This is a genomic window from Methanobacterium formicicum DSM 3637 (assembly GCF_000302455.1).
Classification (GTDB): Archaea; Methanobacteriota; Methanobacteria; order Methanobacteriales; family Methanobacteriaceae; genus Methanobacterium; species Methanobacterium formicicum_A.
Genome location: NZ_AMPO01000006.1, coordinates 136,740 through 153,737 on the forward strand (window position 1 = coordinate 136,740; position 16,998 = coordinate 153,737).

Consider the following 16,998-nt stretch of genomic DNA (forward strand, 5'->3'; position numbering starts at 1 on the left):
TAAATAAATTATCACGTAACGAAGGCATAAAAAATGTTGATGGAAATTAATCTATTTGGACTGTCAAATATAGTACCTACTTTGTATGCACTGGTTAAAGTGTCTGCTTTAATAACCAGCATAGCCAATATCATCCTTTTAATTGGAATGCTCTACGTGTACGTGGAAAGATACCGTAAAGTGAAATCCAAATTTACCACAACCCTGGTTTCATTTTCACTCCTATTCCTGGTTCAGAACATACTGTTCTCATTTTATTTCATATTTAACCTTCCAGAGACCATTATTAATGCTTTACTGCCATTAATATTTTTAGGACTTGAATTCACGGCTTTAGCACTACTTTTAATGATAACGAGGGATTAATACATTTTTTTTTAAATCTAACATTTTCCCCAAGTAAAATTTTATTTTTTTCCGCAAGTAAATCTATTTATTTCACGTGAATTCTTAATTGAAGGTTTTTTAAGTCAAATTTTCTTTTTTAAGATACTTTCAGGGTTATTATAACTCGGAATGAATTTGGAGGGAAAAAAGAGGAAAAGCTGAGTAAATTTTGGAAAAATTACTTTTAAGTGTTTAAACAAGATTTAAGTAACGGTTAAGGATTTAAAAAAAATTCAAAGGATTCCTTATATCGTGCATAGGTAAAACCATCCTTTGGGTTTAAAATTTAAAATGGAGGTTATAATATGGTAGATGTGAGAGAAATTAAATCTTTTAAACTGACACCTTTTACCAAGATGTCAGCGTCAATATATGGAATTTTGGGATTGATTGGTTCCATATTGATGTTAATAGTACTTGCATTTTTGCAGGCTACCGGAGTAATTCATCATTTAGGGCAGTTTAATCTGGTCACGGGGCTGGGAATACCTTTAATTGTTCTCCTTCCAATAGGTGCCTTTTTAAGTACTATAGTGGTAAGTTTTGTCTCAGTGATGCTTTACAATGCATTGGTACCAAAATTAGGTGGAGTGAAATTAGAATTAGAGGGTAATGAAGTGGAAAATATTCCAGTGATTTCATTTTCCCTGATACTCTCTGCCATTGAAGCAATCTGGGCATTTGTTGTAGGATTGGTCTTAGCAGCAGTGATTTCCCCACTATTCTCGTTAATAGGTGCAATCAGTACCATGCCAGCAGCAGCCAACATAACTGCTAACATAACAAATGTTTCTGGAGCAACCATGCCCACCGGTGCAGAAATTGGAACAGCAGGAATATTAATGTCCCTGGTTTTAATAATTGGGCTTCCAATAATAGTATTTGTATTTGGATTCATTTGGAATGCTTTATTTGCAATATTATACAATTACATAGTCACCAGAGTAGCTAAAATCCAGTTAGAATTTGGCCAAATCACTGGAAACTTACACGAACTTAAACACATACCAGTACTACCCACAGCTCTGGCAGTAGCCCTTGTTTACATGTTGTTAGGGCTTATTGGGATCCTGTCGGGTAACTATGGAGAATTCATATCTAACTTCATAATCTACTTCATAGAAACCGCATTAATTGCCATATTATACAACTACCTGGCACCTAAGATTGGCTCAATTAAATTAAATCTAGAATAAATCTAGATTAATTTTTTTCTTTATTATTTTTTAAGAATAAAGATCATAACATGCATTTTCAAAGAATAACAATAATCGGGGGTTAATGGGATGAAAGCAGTATTATACACTAAGTATAGTTCTCCCAAAGTTCTTTTTCTAGAAGAGGTTGAAAACAGCACTCTAAAGATAAATGCGGTTATGAATGTGGCTATGAAAGATGACAAAACCAAGAAATGTGCAGAATTTGTTGATAAACTTTTGCAAATAGAGAATATGGTTAAAGCTTCAGAAAGCGAAAGAGTTTGCTTTAAAAGTTAAGGAAAAGCTAACGAATTGGGTTAATTATATTTTAAGGGATTATTCAAAAGTGAGGTGAAATAATGGAAAATAAAGGGAAAAAACAAGGGATGTGTTGCTTATGAGATCTCTCATGGTATTGTATTCATACCACCACCATAACACTGAAAAGGTTGCTGAAATGATTGTACCGGTTTTAGGTGCAGAAATAAAGTGGCCGGAGGATGTCAATCCTGAAGAGATTAAAGAATATGATCTTATCGGTTTTGGATCTGGGATTTACGGTGGAATACATCATAAAACACTACTCGAACTAGCAGATAAATTACCTGAAACCACAGATAAGAAAGCATTTATTTTCTCAACCAGTGCAGGAGTTGAAAAATCTAAAACCATCAAATCTCACTCCGCCCTTAGGGAAAAACTACAATCGAAGGGGTACATAATTGTTAATGAATTTCAGTGTAGAGGATTTTTAGGGAAAATAGGATTGGGAATAAGTAGGGGTCACCCTGATGCTCAGGATCTCAAACATGCCGAAGTATTTGCTCAAAACCTTATTAAAGCAAAAGATTAATTCCTAAAATGAGGGGAAATAATGGAAGAGAAAAATAAATCATTAATTGTTCTGTATTCATACCATCATTATAATACAGAGAAAATAGCTGGAGTCTTCTCTAAAATTCTTGATGCAGAAATAAAATGGCCAGATGAAATAAATCCGGAAGAAATTCTAAAATATGATTTAATAGGTTTTGGATCGGGAATTTATAGTGCCAAACATGATGGATCTCTACTTGAACTTGCCGATGAACTATCAGAAGTGAATGATAAAAAAGCATTTATTTTTTCTACTGCTGGAATCAGTGGGGAATCCAAAAAAATCAAAGATCACTCTAAACTCAGGGAAAAACTAGAATCAAAAGGATATATAATTGTTGATGAATTTCAATGTAAAGGATTCAACACCAATAGTTTCCTTAGACTGTTTGGTGGAATGAATAAGGGCAGACCTAATGATCAAGACCTTAAAAATGCTGAAGAGTTTGCTAATAAACTAAAAAAAGAGCGTAAGAATAAATAGGAAGAACAAGAACCTATAAAAAGAACTCAAAAACGAGGATTTATCATTACTTATAAACATTACAAATTTAGTGGGAGATAAAATATTATTTTAATTTATAAGACAAAAATTTTATGAGGCATACTCAATTTAAAATAAAAGTAAAACACGACTTTTTTTTATCTGATTTATAATTTTTCTGGTTAATAATATTCATTTTAATTAAAAAAAATTGTTAAACTAATTCCCCTGCCAGGGTTAAGGCCAGAACTGTTATTAATAACACTATGGCTGCGCTTAAAAAGCCAATAGGACCCATTCTAGTGGAAACTGATTTCATTTTAGACGAGTTGTCACTTTCTTCAAGAGCTCTTCTCTCATCAACCATCATCATCAAACGATTAACTTCAATAACATCATCCATGACCACTTTTCGATGTTCCACATTATTTTTGGAATTAAATTCAGCTACATTGTTCCATAAACTTCCTTTATCTCGTTGAAGAGTGTTTAAAACTTCATCCGATACTGGATTTTGTTTTGAAAAACGATTCATTATAAATTCGTTTTCTGATACCTCACCCGTTTTAAAGGTGTTGGTTTGGTCCTGTTTTAATGGGTTAAACTGTTTGGAATCTATTTCATCAGAAGGTTTAAAAGATTTAACAGAATCCTGACCGAGATTGGTTGAACTGAACATCAAACTACTTTCAGGGGATGGAATTGATTCATAATATGTCAGTAAACTTCCACATTCGCATTTCTCAAAGTCTTCTGGAGTTTCATTTTCTTGTAACTTATAATAACCGTTACATTCAGAGCAAACTAAATATCCTGTGGAATTATCTGAGAACTGGACGGATTCACGGTTTCTTTCAGGTTTTAAAACCATTAAAGCACCTTCATTTTTTTTGGTGTTACTTAATATTATCCTTCACAAACAATTTTATTAAATAATTGCTATCATTTTTATGACTTATATTAATTTCTAAAATCATTGATGATTCTGCTAAAATTGAAAAATAGATTAATAGTATAAATAGGTACACACGAAAATATTAACAATGAAAATCGCAGCTGGTGTGGGTGAAAATCAGGCTATAATCCAGGCAGCAGGTAAAGTTGACTTTGAAGTTGTTTTAACCGAATCTGAAGAGGAACTGCTGGACTTACTATTAAATGGAGAAGTTGATGCTGCAATTAGGGGGTCCCTTAGTGCATCCCATCTACTTAAAATGCTCAGGGAAAAGTATCCTGAAGTCTACCGTGCATCCTTACTGGAACTTAAAGGACACCATGTGCTCCTGGCTCCGGTGGGCATAGATGAGGGAGACACCCTGGAACAGAAAAAGAAACTTATTGAATATGGGGCTCAATTTCTGTATCGGCTAGGTTTAAATCCTAAAATAGCAGTTATTTCTGGGGGAAGACCACAGGATATAGGTAGAAGTCCACAGATTGATAAAAGTATCATGGAAGGTGAAGAGTTAACCCGGATCACAAGGGATAAATATGAGGTTAAACATTACTTTGCATTAATAGAAGATGCTGTTGATGATGGAGCCAACATGATACTGGCACCAGATGGTATCTGTGGGAATCTGATTTTTCGCAGCCTTGTTTTACTGGGTTTTGTTAAAAGCCATGGGGCAGTGGCTCTTGGTATTGATGAGATATTCATTGACACTTCCCGATCCCAGAGTGAAGAAGGATACCTGTGTGCTTTGAAACTGGCAGAAAAACTGGTTAAAACAAAATAATAGATTTACTTAACAAATTATAATTTATCACTAATTAAAATCAGAACATCCACCTAATTTAAAATGGAATAAAGTAAGTATTTTAATCACAAATATTTCCACATTTAAACGAAATATTTCCATACTTAATATTCTACCTATCCTCACATAATTTATCAAAATAATTAAAGGAATCTAAAATGTCAGCATTAACACCACTTTACAGGATTTATGAATGGTACATCTCCCGTAACCTCCGACCAGAGAACATGCCCAAACATGTAGCTATTATTATGGATGGAAATCGTCGTTTTTCTAAAATCCAGGGAAATCTTGATGCCATTGATGGTCATAAGAAAGGGATTGATACCTTAGAACGGGTTCTGGACTGGTGTGTTGATCTGGGTATTGAAATCGTAACTGCCTATGCTTTCTCCACTGAAAACTTCAAAAGACCACCCAAGGAAGTGGAGGGGTTAATGCAACTTTTCAAGGAAAATTTCGAGGGAATAGCCCGTAACAAAAAGATTCACGACAACCAGGTCCGGGTAAAGGCAGTGGGTAAACTGGAACTTCTACCTGAAGATGTCAGGGAAGCGATCCGTATCGCTGAAAAATCAACTGCCCACTACAATAAAAGACAGGTGAACATTGCCATAGGTTACGATGGACGTATGGAGATTGTTGATGCCATAAAAAAGATAGTTAAAGAAGTTCAGGAAGGAAAAATAACCACCGATGATATTGATGAGGAACTGGTAAACAGTAACCTCTACACTGCTGGTCTGGAGGATCCTAACCTGATTATCAGGACCAGTGGTGAGGAAAGACTCAGTGGATTCCTGTTATGGCAATCATCATACTCTGAACTCTATTTCTGCGATAGTTTATGGCCAGAACTCAGGAAAGTTGACTTTTTAAGGGCTTTACGTTCTTATCAGGAGAGGGAAAGGCGATACGGGGTTTAGGTGTTTTGGAATGATTGACAGTCACTGTCACATTGATTTTAAAGTTTACAATAAAAACAGGCAGGAAGTTATAGGACGTGCACAGGAGAAATTAACCGCCATTGTGAACTCCGGTGCCACACTGGGGGGCAACAGACGAACCCTGAAACTGGCCAGAGAATATGAAAATTTTTTGTATCCTACACTTGGATTTCATCCATCCAATGCATCTAAGTCTGATGTTTCGGTAATAAAACAGGCTTTAGATGAAATTGAGGATAATATCGATGTTGCGGTAGGTCTGGGTGAAACCGGCCTTGACTTCAATGATCCCGGTGGTGAAGATGATAAAAATAAACAGATAAAACTCTTTGAAACCTTCCTTGAAATGTCAGTGGAGTACCAGTTACCCCTGGTGATACATGCCCGTGATGCCGAGGAAAAAGCACTGGAAATGGTTAAAAAACATCCCTCCATTCCCCAGGTAATATTTCACTGTTACGGTGGAGATATCCACACTGCCCATAAAATAATTGAAGAGGGATATTTCATTTCCCTTTCAACCATTGTCTGTTTTTCAGAGCATCATCAAAAACTGGCTGCCCAACTACCATTATCCCAGTTACTCACAGAAACTGACAGTCCCTATCTTTCACCATTCAAAGGACAGAGAAATGAACCTGCTTTTGTTGAAAAAACTGTTAAAACCATTTCCAGGGTTAAATCAATCCCTATGGATGAAGTTGCCAGTGTAACTGATGCTAATGCTCGGAAAATATTCAGATTTTAATAGGGATTATTTATTTTTCAAACTTTTCATTTCGCTCCTCAAAAACCTCTTTAGCTGCATTTAAGCCGTTAATTGCAGCAGGAAAACCTGCATAAACTGCCATTTGGATTATGACTTCAATTATTTCAGTGGGAGTGCATCCTACATTTAAAGCACCATGCACATGGCTTTTAAGTTCTGGTTGGGCATTTCCCAGGGTGGTGATTGATGCAACTGTAACTAGTTCCCTGGTCTTCAGATCCAAACCTGGTCTGGAATAAATATCTCCATATGGAAATTCAGCGATGTAACGAGCCATATCCGGAGCCACATCATTTAAACTTTTTTCTAAATCTTTGTAAGAATCCGGGTTCATTATTTTTAAATTTTCCATGCCTTTCTGGTATCTATCTTCGCTCATGATTACACTTACCTTTAGTACATCTTATTGTATGGTTTTAGGCCTATTTTTAACGTATAATTTAAGATAACCTTCTTTTTAAAGTAACATCGTGGTATACATTAATATCTACGTTTTCATAATATAGTTTAGTTATAGTGAACTCATTGAATTAGGATGTACCTTTAAATGAGTATATATAAACCTTAAGTAAAGCGGGTGGTTAATGTGAAGAAGTTACTCACGAGTTTTTTATTATTAATGGCACTTTGTTTAATGTTCCAACCAGTTATGGCTGTAGACCAGTCCAGTCTGGGAGACGTGAAAAACACAGCAGATCAGGCAATTCAGAATGCAAGTAAAGCAACCAATGACACAGCACAGGACGTTCAAAATACTCTAGGCCCTATACAGGATATTCTCAATACAATCAGCTCTATTATACAGCAAATACAACAGATTTTCCAGAGTATATCTTACATAATGGGTGGTGGCAATCAATAGGTTCCCCTTTTCATATTTTTTCACAGAGAATTAGGGTTTTCCGAGAGAATTAGGGTTTTCCTAGAGAATGAGGGGTTATTGGAGTGAATTTGGTTATTGAACTTGCTATTTCCGTTTGAACTTAATAATTCAAGTCATTGGGCCTATTATCAAGTATTGAGCCTATTATTGAGCTAATGATTTATAATCTGGTGTTGGACTCATTATTCTAACTATAGGTCTATTATTCAAGTTATTAGGCTTATAATTAGAATTACTGGGCCAATTTTAAAGAAACTAACTATGGAGGGATTATCATAAAACCGAAAGTGATACTCAATGCAGCCATGACTCTGGATGGGAAAATCGCCACCAGAACAGGTAGTTCAGAAATTTCAGGTCAAGAAGACCTTTTAAGGGTACACAAGCTCCGGAAAGAGATGGATGCCATAATGGTGGGGATAAACACGGTAATGGTTGATGATCCACGTCTTACAGTCCACAAAATCTCTGCAAACTCCAATGATAACCCGATAAGGGTGGTGGTGGACAGTAAAGCCCGCACACCTCCAGAATACAGGATACTTAACCAGGAAGCTCCCACTATCATTGCTGTTTCCAGTGAAGCACCTTCAGATAAAATAAAGGCTCTTGAAGAAGATGGTAAGTCAGAAGTGATTATCTGTGGGGATAAACAGGTTGATCTGAATTGTTTAATGGATGAACTGGGAAATAAAGGGATTAAAACATTGATGCTTGAGGGTGGGTCCACCTTGAACTATTCAATGCTCAGTGCAGGTCTGGTAAATGAAGTAAGGGTGTGCATAGCGCCTATGATCGCAGGGGGAAATAGGGCTAAGACTCTGGTAGATGGGGATGGAGTAGATTACATGAAAGAGGCATTCCGTTTGAAGTTTAAAAAGAGTTATAATCTGGGGGCAGACCTCATAGTTGAGTATAATGTTTTATGAAGTTTCAATGGACTTTTCAGCATATAAATTCTTTATTTTTCATGTTAAACTAATTCCATTGCACTCCCTTTTTAAAAGTCTTTAAAAAAATTTTTAATTTATAATATGCCTTTTTTCTCCAGTATATGGAGTGGATTATCTCTTAAGACTTTTTTAATTTCATTTTCAGGCAGACCTGCTCCTAAAGCTATTTTTTTAGCCATTTCACAGTTTACCAGATCCCCTGGTGCGTGGGTGTCTGTGTCCACCACCAGATTGGCACCTACTTCCCGGGCTACCTGAACAACGTGTCCATTACCCAGGCTGTGGCCTCGTCTGGCACTTATCTCCAGGGCTATGTCATTTTCTTTAGCAATACGTGCTTCTTCATGAGTTATAAGTCCAGGGTGTGCTAATACATCAACATCAGCACAGTTAACCGCACTCCAGTTGGTTCCCTCAATCACTGGTTCCACCAGTGTTTCACCGTGCACAACAATAACCTCTGCACCTAGTTCCTTGGCTTTTTTGGCCAGTTTTGGGATTATTTCAGAGGGTGCATGGGTTATTTCTGCTCCTGGAACAATTTCAATGTCCCAGTTATCTCTAATATCTAGAACTGCGTTAATCACGCGGCCAACACAGTCCAGATTGGAAGCATCCACGTGGTCTGTGATTGCCACTGCCTGATGTCCTAGAACACAGGCTCGCCGTGCTATTTCTGAAGGTAAGAGTTCACCATCACTGAATATGCTGTGGGTGTGTAAGTCGATTCGTTTTCCCATATAGGGGTCTCCTGATTTTGTTACATTACTTGTTATTTAATGTTAATTTTACCATTTAACCTATTATATCATTTAATTCAATTTTACCATTTACCTATTAATTCAATAATCATTAATGTCAATTAAATTACCTTTATTATTTATTTATCAGGGAATATAATAAATGTGGTGATAAATTGCAATCGTTAGTCTTTGCCCCCTCTCACATAACTGGTTTTTTTGAGATCATTGACCATCCTAACCCTTTGATTAAGGGATCCCGTGGAGCGGGAGTGGTTCTGGACCAGGGAGTTCTAACCAAGGTGGATGTATGTGAAGGAAACGGTGAACTCATTATCAAAACCAATGGAAAAACCAATGACCACAACTCTCCACTGGAAAGTTCAGTAACCTATAAAACTATGGATTTGCTTAAAAATCATTTTTCTGATGGAATAGAATGGAATAACCTTAAAATTACTATTGATCATGAGATCAACGTCCCCATAGAATCTGGATTCGGAGCATCAGCCGGATTTGCACTGGGCACATCAATAGGACTTTCAAAACTCCTCAAACTACCTTTAACCTTTAATCAGGCCGCAGCGGTTGCCCATAATGCAGAAGTAGACCTTAAAACAGGTCTGGGTGATGTTATTGGATCAGTGGTTGGAGGGTTCCCCATTAGAATTGAACCTGGTGCCCCCGGGCAGGGGAAGGCCGATAAACTTCTTGATGGTTGTGATGACCGTACTAATAATGAGGAAGGACTCTTTGTAATATCAAAAAGTTTAGGAACCATTGAAACAGCATCTGTACTGACTGATCCTGCTATGGCAAGTAAATTGAGTAGTATAGCCCGAGAATTACTTCAAAAATTACTCATCAATCCCCAGGTTACACATTTCATGGATTTATCCCTTGAATTTGCCCAGAAAACAGGTTTAATTGATCCGGAGGTGATGGAGATTGTTGATGTCCTGAAAGATGAGACCCTGGGCGCATCCATGGCCATGCTTGGAAAAACAGCATTTGCAATATCTGATACTCCTGATTCCAGTGTGGAAGGATCAATGGTTGCCAGGGTTGACCACTGTGGTTGTAGAATTGTTTAAGAAAAATAGACCGTATTTGGGGATAAATAAAGATTTGCAGAACTGCTTAAAAGAAATTAATGGGTTTAAACGAGATTTAATAGTCTAATTGTTAATTCAGATATGTTCTTTGTCTTAATGATTGTTTTCGTGTGATATGATGTTTTTTTGTATCTGAGTATGTTTTTTGAGGGTTTATGTGGAATTAAAGATTTAATTTAGAAACTTGGAGATTTAAACGTTTTGTGTTATGTTTAAATTAAATCTACCTTTAGGTTAAAACATCTTCAATAATGTAGTTGATCCCTTCTGCATCCATTCTATTGGTTAAGGTCCGGGTCATTTTACCCACTGCAAATATTAAAACGTTTAATCCACGATTGGCAGCAGCAATTGCTGCTTGAGGGGTGGCAAATTCAAAATCTGGTTTGATTTCCAGTTTATCTGCCATGGATCTGGAGACAGTTCCCATGATACCTACCCTCTGGATACGATTTTCATATTTTGCCAGAATCTCCTGAACATTTTCAAGATCACAGACACGGCTACCACCCTGGTTAATGGTGGGGAGTTTGATAATAACTACAAATCCTGGTTCAAGTTCGATTGTCCCACCTAAACTGACCAGAGCTACATCTTCACCCTTTTTAGCATCATGAAGTACTTCAGCATGGGCAGAAGTCTTTTCTTTACCTGCATACAGAGTTCCCTCATCCATTTTAAGCCACACTGCTTCCCCTTCCTTCAGGTTTTCACGGGCAATGGCTGGCCATACAGATTTGTAGGTGTTCATGGTATCTATGACCTGATCTGCATATTTACGGAGATCATTAGCACCAGTTTTCACCTTTTCAATCCCACGTTTGGTGATCTTGTAACGTGCCTGGCCACTGCCTGTTTCAACCCATCCTTCATCCACTAAACTCTTTAAATTCTCTGAAACCGCTTGAACAGTGATGCCCAACTGGTCGGCAATATCCTTTTGACGTAGATGTGGTTGGCCTTTGGCAATCTCTGCCAGGATCTGAAACTTGGTAAGTTCACCCTTTTTCTTGAAAACTTTCATATGATCATCCCTTTTAGGATTTTAACATCTGAATTTTTTATAATATTTATATTTTTATAACTTTTTTTAGTTTTTAGTGGTGTGATTTTTTTTAAAAGGTTTTTTAGCAGAATTTAATTAACGGGGTTAGTCCAAAAGGATGTAAATTCAATAATTTAATGTGTAGTTTATCAAGTGTTTATATTTACTGGACATCAACCGGTTTAATGGAGGTATCTCAAGTTTATAAAACACCGTTTAATGTTTCATCAAAGAGTTTCAGGAATTGTTCCTGTTTTCCACCAGGGATGTAGGCACCGCAGGCCACAGAGTGTCCACCACCACTACCCCCTACCTTTGCTGCCACTTTACTTATTATGTGGCCAAAATGAATCCCGTCAAAGGCTAAAAGTCGGGAACAACGGAGAGAAACCTTCAAACCATCGTTTTCATCATTTATTTGTGTGAAACCAATCATTGGTTTTCTCCAATCACCATAGCTTAAGATCATGCCGGCTATGGTCCCAATAACCTCGCTTTTTATCTCATTACCCTGGAAGTACTGCAGGTTCTTCATGCTCTTAATTCGATCCTCTTCCTGGACCCAGTTCATTTTTTGGGCCAGGTACTGGCGGTGTTCTTTACTTAACATTTCCATATCATCCAGGGCCATTCCCCTATCTCCTTTAAGTACTTTTAAGGCTATTTCTGGATGTTTGTGTCTGCTGCAGGCGTTGATGGCTGTTGAAAATTCACTGGCATCACGCAGGGGGGAGTACTCCTTTTCTTCTAGAAATTCATAGGCATCCCCTGCCACCAGGCGGGGAATGTACTTAACATAACGGGGTGGCACTTCCCGGCTCATCATCCGCACCAGTTCCGTGAAAATACGTCCCTTCTCCTCCTGACTTAAATCGTAGAGTGTGCGCTGTTTTCTGCCATTTTTAATGGGTATGTCCAGATTTTTCAGAAACTGCATGGCTTCATTACGATTGTTGGTTATAGGAAGTTTCACATCGCCAAAATAGGATAATGCCACAAAAATGGGTCTGGTCTGTCTTCCATAGATAGCCAGATCATTGAATGATCCCACCAGTCCTTTACGAACTCCATCATTTAATATGCCCTCATTTATGCCCACTAATTTCCCGGATGAACTATTCTGCATGTCTCCAACAGCACTCAAAACACCAATCCAGCTTAAGTTATGAAAACCAAAAGTTTTAGCCAGAAGGTAGCACATACCTCCACCGGAAACTTGGTGTGAGCCATCTATGCCGTAGTAATTGGGGTTTATTTCCAGAAAACCGTTGTTTCCCCCTGATATATTCCTTAATGGGGGGTGATGGTCTAGTATGAGAATTTTGGACTGGGAGCTTTGAAAGTTCTCTAGATTTTGCCCTGAACCCAGATCTGAGAATATGGTCAGTTCATTTTCTTTTTTTAGTTCTGGAATCCTGTCCAGGGTTATAAATTCTATTTCATGGTCAATTTCCAGGCGGTCCAGTGTTGATGATAATATTGCCCCAGCAGATATTCCATCGCAGTCGATATGGCTGTATATTTTAACATCTTCTGCATTTTTTACCATTTCGTTAGCTTTAGCCAGGGATTTATCCATATCTTTTAGAGTGACAGCCATTCATCGTTCCTTCCATATTTAAAATCGTTCCTTCCATATTTAAAATCGTTCCTTCCATATCTAAAATCGTTCCTTCCCTATCTAAAAATAGTTCTATTTATCTTTTCTGGAACCATTAATGAGGTTGCTCAGTTTAATGAGAACTTCCTGTTTGCTCATGTTCCTATCAATTATTATCCTTCCTGATCCTTCCCACCATGATGGGGGGTAAGATTTGTACTTCTCAACAGAAGGATTTAATCTCAGTTTTTTAGCTGCCTGAGTAATTTCACGTAGTTTTGGTGAGTTTACAGCCTGTTTTTTCGGGATTTTTCTTCCTTCAGATTTACTCTTTGTAGAATCAATATAAGCAGGCCAGATGATTGTTTTAGTTTCATCTTTCATAGTCACGGCTCCTTTTAAACGGCTTATTTGAATATCTTGATTTTTAGTTTGACAGGTTAATCACTTAGTCTGAGAGTTAATCACTTACTCTGACGGATTAATCACTCATTTCTTCCTTTAACTGCATTAACATGTCTTTCACAGTGTACTTGGGTGGTGCGATGGATGGTATTTCCAATTCTTCCAGAGGTTTCTGAGTAATAGGGCCAATAGCTGCCGCTAAAACTTTCCCTTCTTTAAAAGAATCTATTAACTCTATTCTTTTATCTCCAGCCATTTCAAAGAGATTGGTGACAGTGAGGGGGCTGGTAAAGGTAACTGCATCCACTTTTCCCTGGATTATTTCATCAACCAGCAACTGAACCCTACTGGTATCGTGGGGTTTGGTGGATTTGTAGGCCTCTGCCAGATAAACAGTAGCACCCATCTTCTTTAAACCTTCAGGAAGCACATCTCTTGCTTTAAATGTACGGGGAACTCCTACTTTTTTCCGATTAAGATCTATTTTTTGGAATTCCTCCAGAAGACCTTCAGCAGTGTAATCCTCAGGTACCACATCAGCTTTAATTCCATAATCATTCAAAACTCGCTCTGTGCGGGGTCCAATAACCGCCACCTGACATTGAGGATTGAGTTTTTCCCTAAAACCTTCACAGTATTTAAACAATGATTCCAGTGATGCAGGAGATGTGAATATTAGCCAGTCCAGTTCACCAGCCCGATTGCAGAGATCCATCAAAGATTTGCTGGCAAACGCCTCCAGTTCAAGGGTGGGAACCACCAAAGGAATTCCACCATTTTTCTGAACTATGTCTACTGCCGCTTGGGAACGTTCCACTGGTCTGGTTATTCCAATAACTTTACCTTTAAATCCATTCATACTGGACCTCTCTACTTTTAAATCATTTCCTGCCGGATTTTTTACTTTAAATCCATTATAAAGGTTTAATGAATATTATGGTTTTTTATTTTGAATATCCTTAAAAACATCCACCACGGGTCCTATTATCACCAGGGCAGGGGGATTGATATCTTTCTGAGTAATGTTTTCCAGAGTACCGGTTATAATCCTCTCATCCGGGGTAGTTCCCTTTTCAATGACACACACTGGAGTTTGAGGGTCCTTGTACTTCATAATTTCTTTTATATTCTCCTCCAGGTGTCCCACACCCATGAGAATAACAATGGTATCTGCGTTGTAGTTCCACTGTACCTGTTTTTCTGATTTAGTGGGGTCTTCGTGGCCGGTTACCACTGTGAATGAAGTCGCCACTCCTCGATGGGTTACAGGAAGTCCTACGGTAGTTGGAACTCCAATGGCGGAGGTCACACCGGGTATGATTTCTACGGGTATTCCTTCTTCCTGCAGGGCCAGTATTTCCTCTCCACCTCTACCAAAGACAAATGGGTCACCGCCTTTGAGTCGAACCACTGAATCGTATTTCTTTCCCTGTTCTATGAGGATCTGGTTTATTTCTTCCTGCTTTTTGGAGTGGGCTCCTGCTCTTTTACCCACGTAGATCATGCCCGCGCCGCTGGCGTATTTGAGTATTTCTTCATTGGCCAGACGATCGTAAACCACAACATCTGCTTTTTGCAGGGTTTTAATGGCTTTAAGGGTCACCAGATCCGGATCCCCTGGTCCTGCGCCTACTAAATAAACTACCATTAATTCACCATGTGAAATTTTTTTATAATCTGTTTTTAGTATTCGTTATCCTTTATATTATGGAATAAGGCTTTTTTAGGAATTAACTTTTTTAGGAATTAACTTTTTTTTAGGATTGGCTTTTTTTAGCAATTAAACAAATCCTAGAAATCAACAATTCCCTTGAAAAACTTCAAACCATCATCTGATCCTAAAATAGATTCTGAAGCTCTTTCAGGGTGGGGCATGACCGCACACACCAACCCTTCCAGGTCGCATACTCCAGTGATTGCATCCATAGAACCATTGGGGTTTTCCCCTGAGAATCCCAGTACGATCTGATCCTGATCACGAAGCTGGTCAATGTACTCGGTGTAGTAACGACCTTCAGCATGGGCAATGGGCATCTTGATGACTTCATCCTTCTGGTACAGATGAGTGAATGGTGTTCTATTGGTTTTAACCTCTAATTCTACCCATTCACAGATGAACTGGGCTTTTTGGTTGAGGGTAAATACTCCTGGCACCAGACCTACCTCTGCCAGGATCTGGGCACCATTACATATGCCTAAAACTGGTTTTTCCTCTTTAACAATATCTTTAATTCCCTCAATTACTGGGGTGATGGCTGCAATAGCTCCTGCACGGAGATAATCTCCATAAGAGAATCCTCCAGGGATAACAATTGCTTCAAATTGGGATAGGTCCCTCTGGTTCCACCAGACATAGTCCGGTTGGGCCCCCGCAAGCTCCAGGGCGTGAAACACATCCCGGTCGCAGTTAGAGCCGGGGAAGCGTATGATCCCCACTTTCATTTTAGTCACCTGCAGCTTCAATCTGGATCTGGTAGTCGTGAATCACCGGGTTGCAGAGTAATCGCTCGCACATCTGGACCACTTCTTCACGAGCCACATCAGGGTTTTCTGCTTCTAGAGTGAATTTCACTATTTCGATGGTAGCAGTATCCTCCACCTGATAGTCTAAAAGGGCCAGTGCCCTTTGGATGGTGGAAGCTTCTGGATTGAGCATTCCTTTTTTAAGACTTATTTCAACTTGTGCATGGTATTTCATAGACATCACCAGTGATTAAATTAATCAATAATCTTCAAATATTCAACCAACAATCCTCTATAATCAATTAAATAAATTCTATCTAACTTTATTCCAATTATCCGAACTTATAATCTCGTTTAATTAAAAATCCAGGTTCCATTTCTTCTTATCCTCATCATCCAGGATTATATTGGCAACTTTCTGGTAGGCCTCAATAACTCCAGATTCCCCTTTCCGGAAGAGATCCTTGTCCAGAATATCACAGGTTTCAATATCCCAGAACCGGCAGGTGTCAGGGCTGATTTCATCCCCCAGGACAATGTTCCCATCTATGTCGCGACCAAATTCGATTTTAAAGTCAGGGAAAAGTAGTCCTCTGCTTTCTAAGAAGCTTTTCAGAACTTCATTGATCTTGAGGGTTATTTTTCGTATTGTTTCCAGGTCTTCGCTACTGGCCAGATCAAGGGCCAGGATAATGTCATCGTTGAGCATGGGGTCGTGATATTCATCATTTTTGTAATCCATCTGGATAATAGGGGGATTAAATGTCTGCCCATCCTGGAATGGGAATCTTCGAAGCAGACTTCCTGCAGCTATATTTCGAGTAATTACTTCCAGTGGTATCATATCCAGTTTATGGGATATCATGTATCCTGGCTCGGGTAAATCAATGTACTGGGTTTTTATTCCAGCATCTTCCAGTAGTCTGAAAAGCTTAGCCGATATCAGGGAGTTGTAATAACCCTTTAAACTCATAATTTCCTTCTTTTCTCCATCCCCTGCTGTAATATCATCTCTAAATTTTACTAAAACCTGCTGTGGCTGGTTGGTCTGGTACACATCCTTGGCTTTACCCCTGTATAGGAGATTTCCCGTATCAAGATTCATGTTAAACTCCTTTTCATTATTTTATTGTCAAATGTTTATATAGATATTAAACTACATTAAGATAAAAACTACATTAGAAATTATTATAGCTTAGGATTATAATAATAGATTAGGATTATAATAGAATTATAGTTTGGGATTATAATAATAGATTAGGATTATAATAGAATTATAGTTTGGGATTATAATAATAGATTAGGATTATAATAGAATTATAGTTTGGGATTATAATAATAGATTAGGATTATAATAGAATTATAGTTTGGG

The 16,998-nt window shown here is 38.1% G+C and carries 22 protein-coding genes; 11 read left to right on the plus strand and 11 right to left on the minus strand.

Features of this window, described 5'->3' with window-relative positions; translation table 11 throughout:
• Positions 1-33: 33 nt before the first annotated feature.
• The 5 genes from A994_RS08025 (at position 34) to A994_RS08045 (ending at position 2,946) form a co-directional block, all read left to right on the plus strand.
• The gene (locus tag A994_RS08025) at positions 34-366 is read left to right on the plus strand and encodes a hypothetical protein (RefSeq protein ID WP_004030958.1); all 333 of its coding nucleotides are present in this window, start codon (positions 34-36) and stop codon (positions 364-366) included.
• 326 nt (positions 367-692) lie between these two features.
• The gene (locus tag A994_RS08030) at positions 693-1,583 is read left to right on the plus strand and encodes a hypothetical protein (RefSeq protein WP_004030959.1); all 891 of its coding nucleotides are present in this window, start codon (positions 693-695) and stop codon (positions 1,581-1,583) included.
• Between the two features lie 90 nt (positions 1,584-1,673).
• Entirely contained in the window at positions 1,674-1,883 is a 210-nt protein-coding gene (locus tag A994_RS08035) for a hypothetical protein (protein ID WP_004030960.1), read from the plus strand.
• 100 nt (positions 1,884-1,983) lie between these two features.
• Positions 1,984-2,439: a flavodoxin family protein gene (locus A994_RS08040; RefSeq protein ID WP_004030961.1), complete on the plus strand. Its 456-nt coding sequence runs from the start codon at positions 1,984-1,986 to the stop codon at positions 2,437-2,439.
• Between the two features lie 21 nt (positions 2,440-2,460).
• A complete protein-coding gene (locus A994_RS08045) occupies positions 2,461-2,946 on the plus strand; it encodes a flavodoxin family protein (RefSeq protein ID WP_004030962.1) in 486 nt (161 codons plus the stop codon).
• 214 nt (positions 2,947-3,160) lie between these two features.
• Here A994_RS08045 and A994_RS08050 read toward each other — a convergent pair whose 3' ends face one another.
• Positions 3,161-3,817: a hypothetical protein gene (locus A994_RS08050; protein ID WP_004030963.1), complete on the minus strand. Its 657-nt coding sequence runs from the start codon at positions 3,815-3,817 to the stop codon at positions 3,161-3,163.
• A 172-nt stretch (positions 3,818-3,989) separates the two neighbouring features.
• Here A994_RS08050 and mtxX point away from each other — a divergent pair, with 172 nt between their 5' ends.
• The 3 genes from mtxX to A994_RS08065 all read left to right on the plus strand — a co-directional run bounded on the left by mtxX (position 3,990) and on the right by A994_RS08065 (position 6,401).
• Positions 3,990-4,685, plus strand: a complete 696-nt coding sequence (mtxX, locus tag A994_RS08055; RefSeq protein WP_004030964.1) for a methanogenesis marker protein Mmp4/MtxX — start codon at positions 3,990-3,992, stop codon at positions 4,683-4,685.
• 179 nt (positions 4,686-4,864) lie between these two features.
• On the plus strand, positions 4,865-5,632 hold the full coding sequence (uppS, locus tag A994_RS08060; RefSeq protein ID WP_004030965.1) for a polyprenyl diphosphate synthase: 768 nt from the start codon (positions 4,865-4,867) through the stop codon (positions 5,630-5,632).
• 10 nt (positions 5,633-5,642) lie between these two features.
• Entirely contained in the window at positions 5,643-6,401 is a 759-nt protein-coding gene (locus tag A994_RS08065; RefSeq protein ID WP_004030966.1) for a TatD family hydrolase, read from the plus strand.
• Between the two features lie 10 nt (positions 6,402-6,411).
• On the opposite strand, the gene A994_RS08070 is transcribed toward A994_RS08065, so the two are convergent.
• Positions 6,412-6,801: a carboxymuconolactone decarboxylase family protein gene (locus A994_RS08070; protein ID WP_004030967.1), complete on the minus strand. Its 390-nt coding sequence runs from the start codon at positions 6,799-6,801 to the stop codon at positions 6,412-6,414.
• A gap of 207 nt (positions 6,802-7,008) precedes the next feature.
• Here A994_RS08070 and A994_RS08075 point away from each other — a divergent pair, with 207 nt between their 5' ends.
• On the plus strand, positions 7,009-7,284 hold the full coding sequence (locus tag A994_RS08075; protein ID WP_004030968.1) for a hypothetical protein: 276 nt from the start codon (positions 7,009-7,011) through the stop codon (positions 7,282-7,284).
• Between the two features lie 296 nt (positions 7,285-7,580).
• The gene (locus A994_RS08080; RefSeq protein WP_048204161.1) at positions 7,581-8,234 is read left to right on the plus strand and encodes a 2,5-diamino-6-(ribosylamino)-4(3H)-pyrimidinone 5'-phosphate reductase; all 654 of its coding nucleotides are present in this window, start codon (positions 7,581-7,583) and stop codon (positions 8,232-8,234) included.
• A gap of 98 nt (positions 8,235-8,332) precedes the next feature.
• Here the strand turns inward: A994_RS08080 and A994_RS08085 are convergent, their stop codons facing one another.
• Positions 8,333-8,998 (minus strand): histidinol phosphate phosphatase domain-containing protein, encoded by a 666-nt coding sequence (locus A994_RS08085; RefSeq protein ID WP_004030970.1) that lies wholly within the window; start codon positions 8,996-8,998, stop codon positions 8,333-8,335.
• Between the two features lie 176 nt (positions 8,999-9,174).
• Between A994_RS08085 and A994_RS08090 the strand changes: the two genes are divergently transcribed.
• Positions 9,175-10,092, plus strand: a complete 918-nt coding sequence (locus A994_RS08090; protein ID WP_004030971.1) for a pantoate kinase — start codon at positions 9,175-9,177, stop codon at positions 10,090-10,092.
• Positions 10,093-10,342: 250 nt separating this feature from the next.
• Here A994_RS08090 and A994_RS08095 read toward each other — a convergent pair whose 3' ends face one another.
• The 8 genes from A994_RS08095 to purC all read right to left on the minus strand — a co-directional run bounded on the left by A994_RS08095 (position 10,343) and on the right by purC (position 16,731).
• Complete coding sequence (locus tag A994_RS08095) at positions 10,343-11,137, minus strand: DUF7839 domain-containing protein (RefSeq protein WP_004030972.1); 795 nt, start codon at positions 11,135-11,137, stop codon at positions 10,343-10,345.
• A gap of 223 nt (positions 11,138-11,360) precedes the next feature.
• Entirely contained in the window at positions 11,361-12,758 is a 1,398-nt protein-coding gene (gene recJ, locus A994_RS08100) for a single-stranded-DNA-specific exonuclease RecJ (RefSeq protein WP_004030973.1), read from the minus strand.
• A gap of 93 nt (positions 12,759-12,851) precedes the next feature.
• On the minus strand, positions 12,852-13,142 hold the full coding sequence (locus A994_RS08105; protein WP_004030974.1) for a signal recognition particle protein Srp19: 291 nt from the start codon (positions 13,140-13,142) through the stop codon (positions 12,852-12,854).
• Between the two features lie 97 nt (positions 13,143-13,239).
• Entirely contained in the window at positions 13,240-14,022 is a 783-nt protein-coding gene (locus A994_RS08110) for a uroporphyrinogen-III synthase (RefSeq protein WP_004030975.1), read from the minus strand.
• A 75-nt stretch (positions 14,023-14,097) separates the two neighbouring features.
• Positions 14,098-14,811: a uroporphyrinogen-III C-methyltransferase gene (gene cobA, locus A994_RS08115; RefSeq protein WP_004030976.1), complete on the minus strand. Its 714-nt coding sequence runs from the start codon at positions 14,809-14,811 to the stop codon at positions 14,098-14,100.
• A gap of 143 nt (positions 14,812-14,954) precedes the next feature.
• The gene (gene purQ, locus A994_RS08120) at positions 14,955-15,605 is read right to left on the minus strand and encodes a phosphoribosylformylglycinamidine synthase subunit PurQ (RefSeq protein ID WP_004030977.1); all 651 of its coding nucleotides are present in this window, start codon (positions 15,603-15,605) and stop codon (positions 14,955-14,957) included.
• A gap of 1 nt (position 15,606) precedes the next feature.
• Complete coding sequence (gene purS, locus A994_RS08125) at positions 15,607-15,861, minus strand: phosphoribosylformylglycinamidine synthase subunit PurS (protein ID WP_004030978.1); 255 nt, start codon at positions 15,859-15,861, stop codon at positions 15,607-15,609.
• Positions 15,862-15,984: 123 nt separating this feature from the next.
• On the minus strand, positions 15,985-16,731 hold the full coding sequence (purC, locus tag A994_RS08130) for a phosphoribosylaminoimidazolesuccinocarboxamide synthase (RefSeq protein ID WP_004030979.1): 747 nt from the start codon (positions 16,729-16,731) through the stop codon (positions 15,985-15,987).
• Between the last annotated feature and the right edge of the window lie 267 nt (positions 16,732-16,998).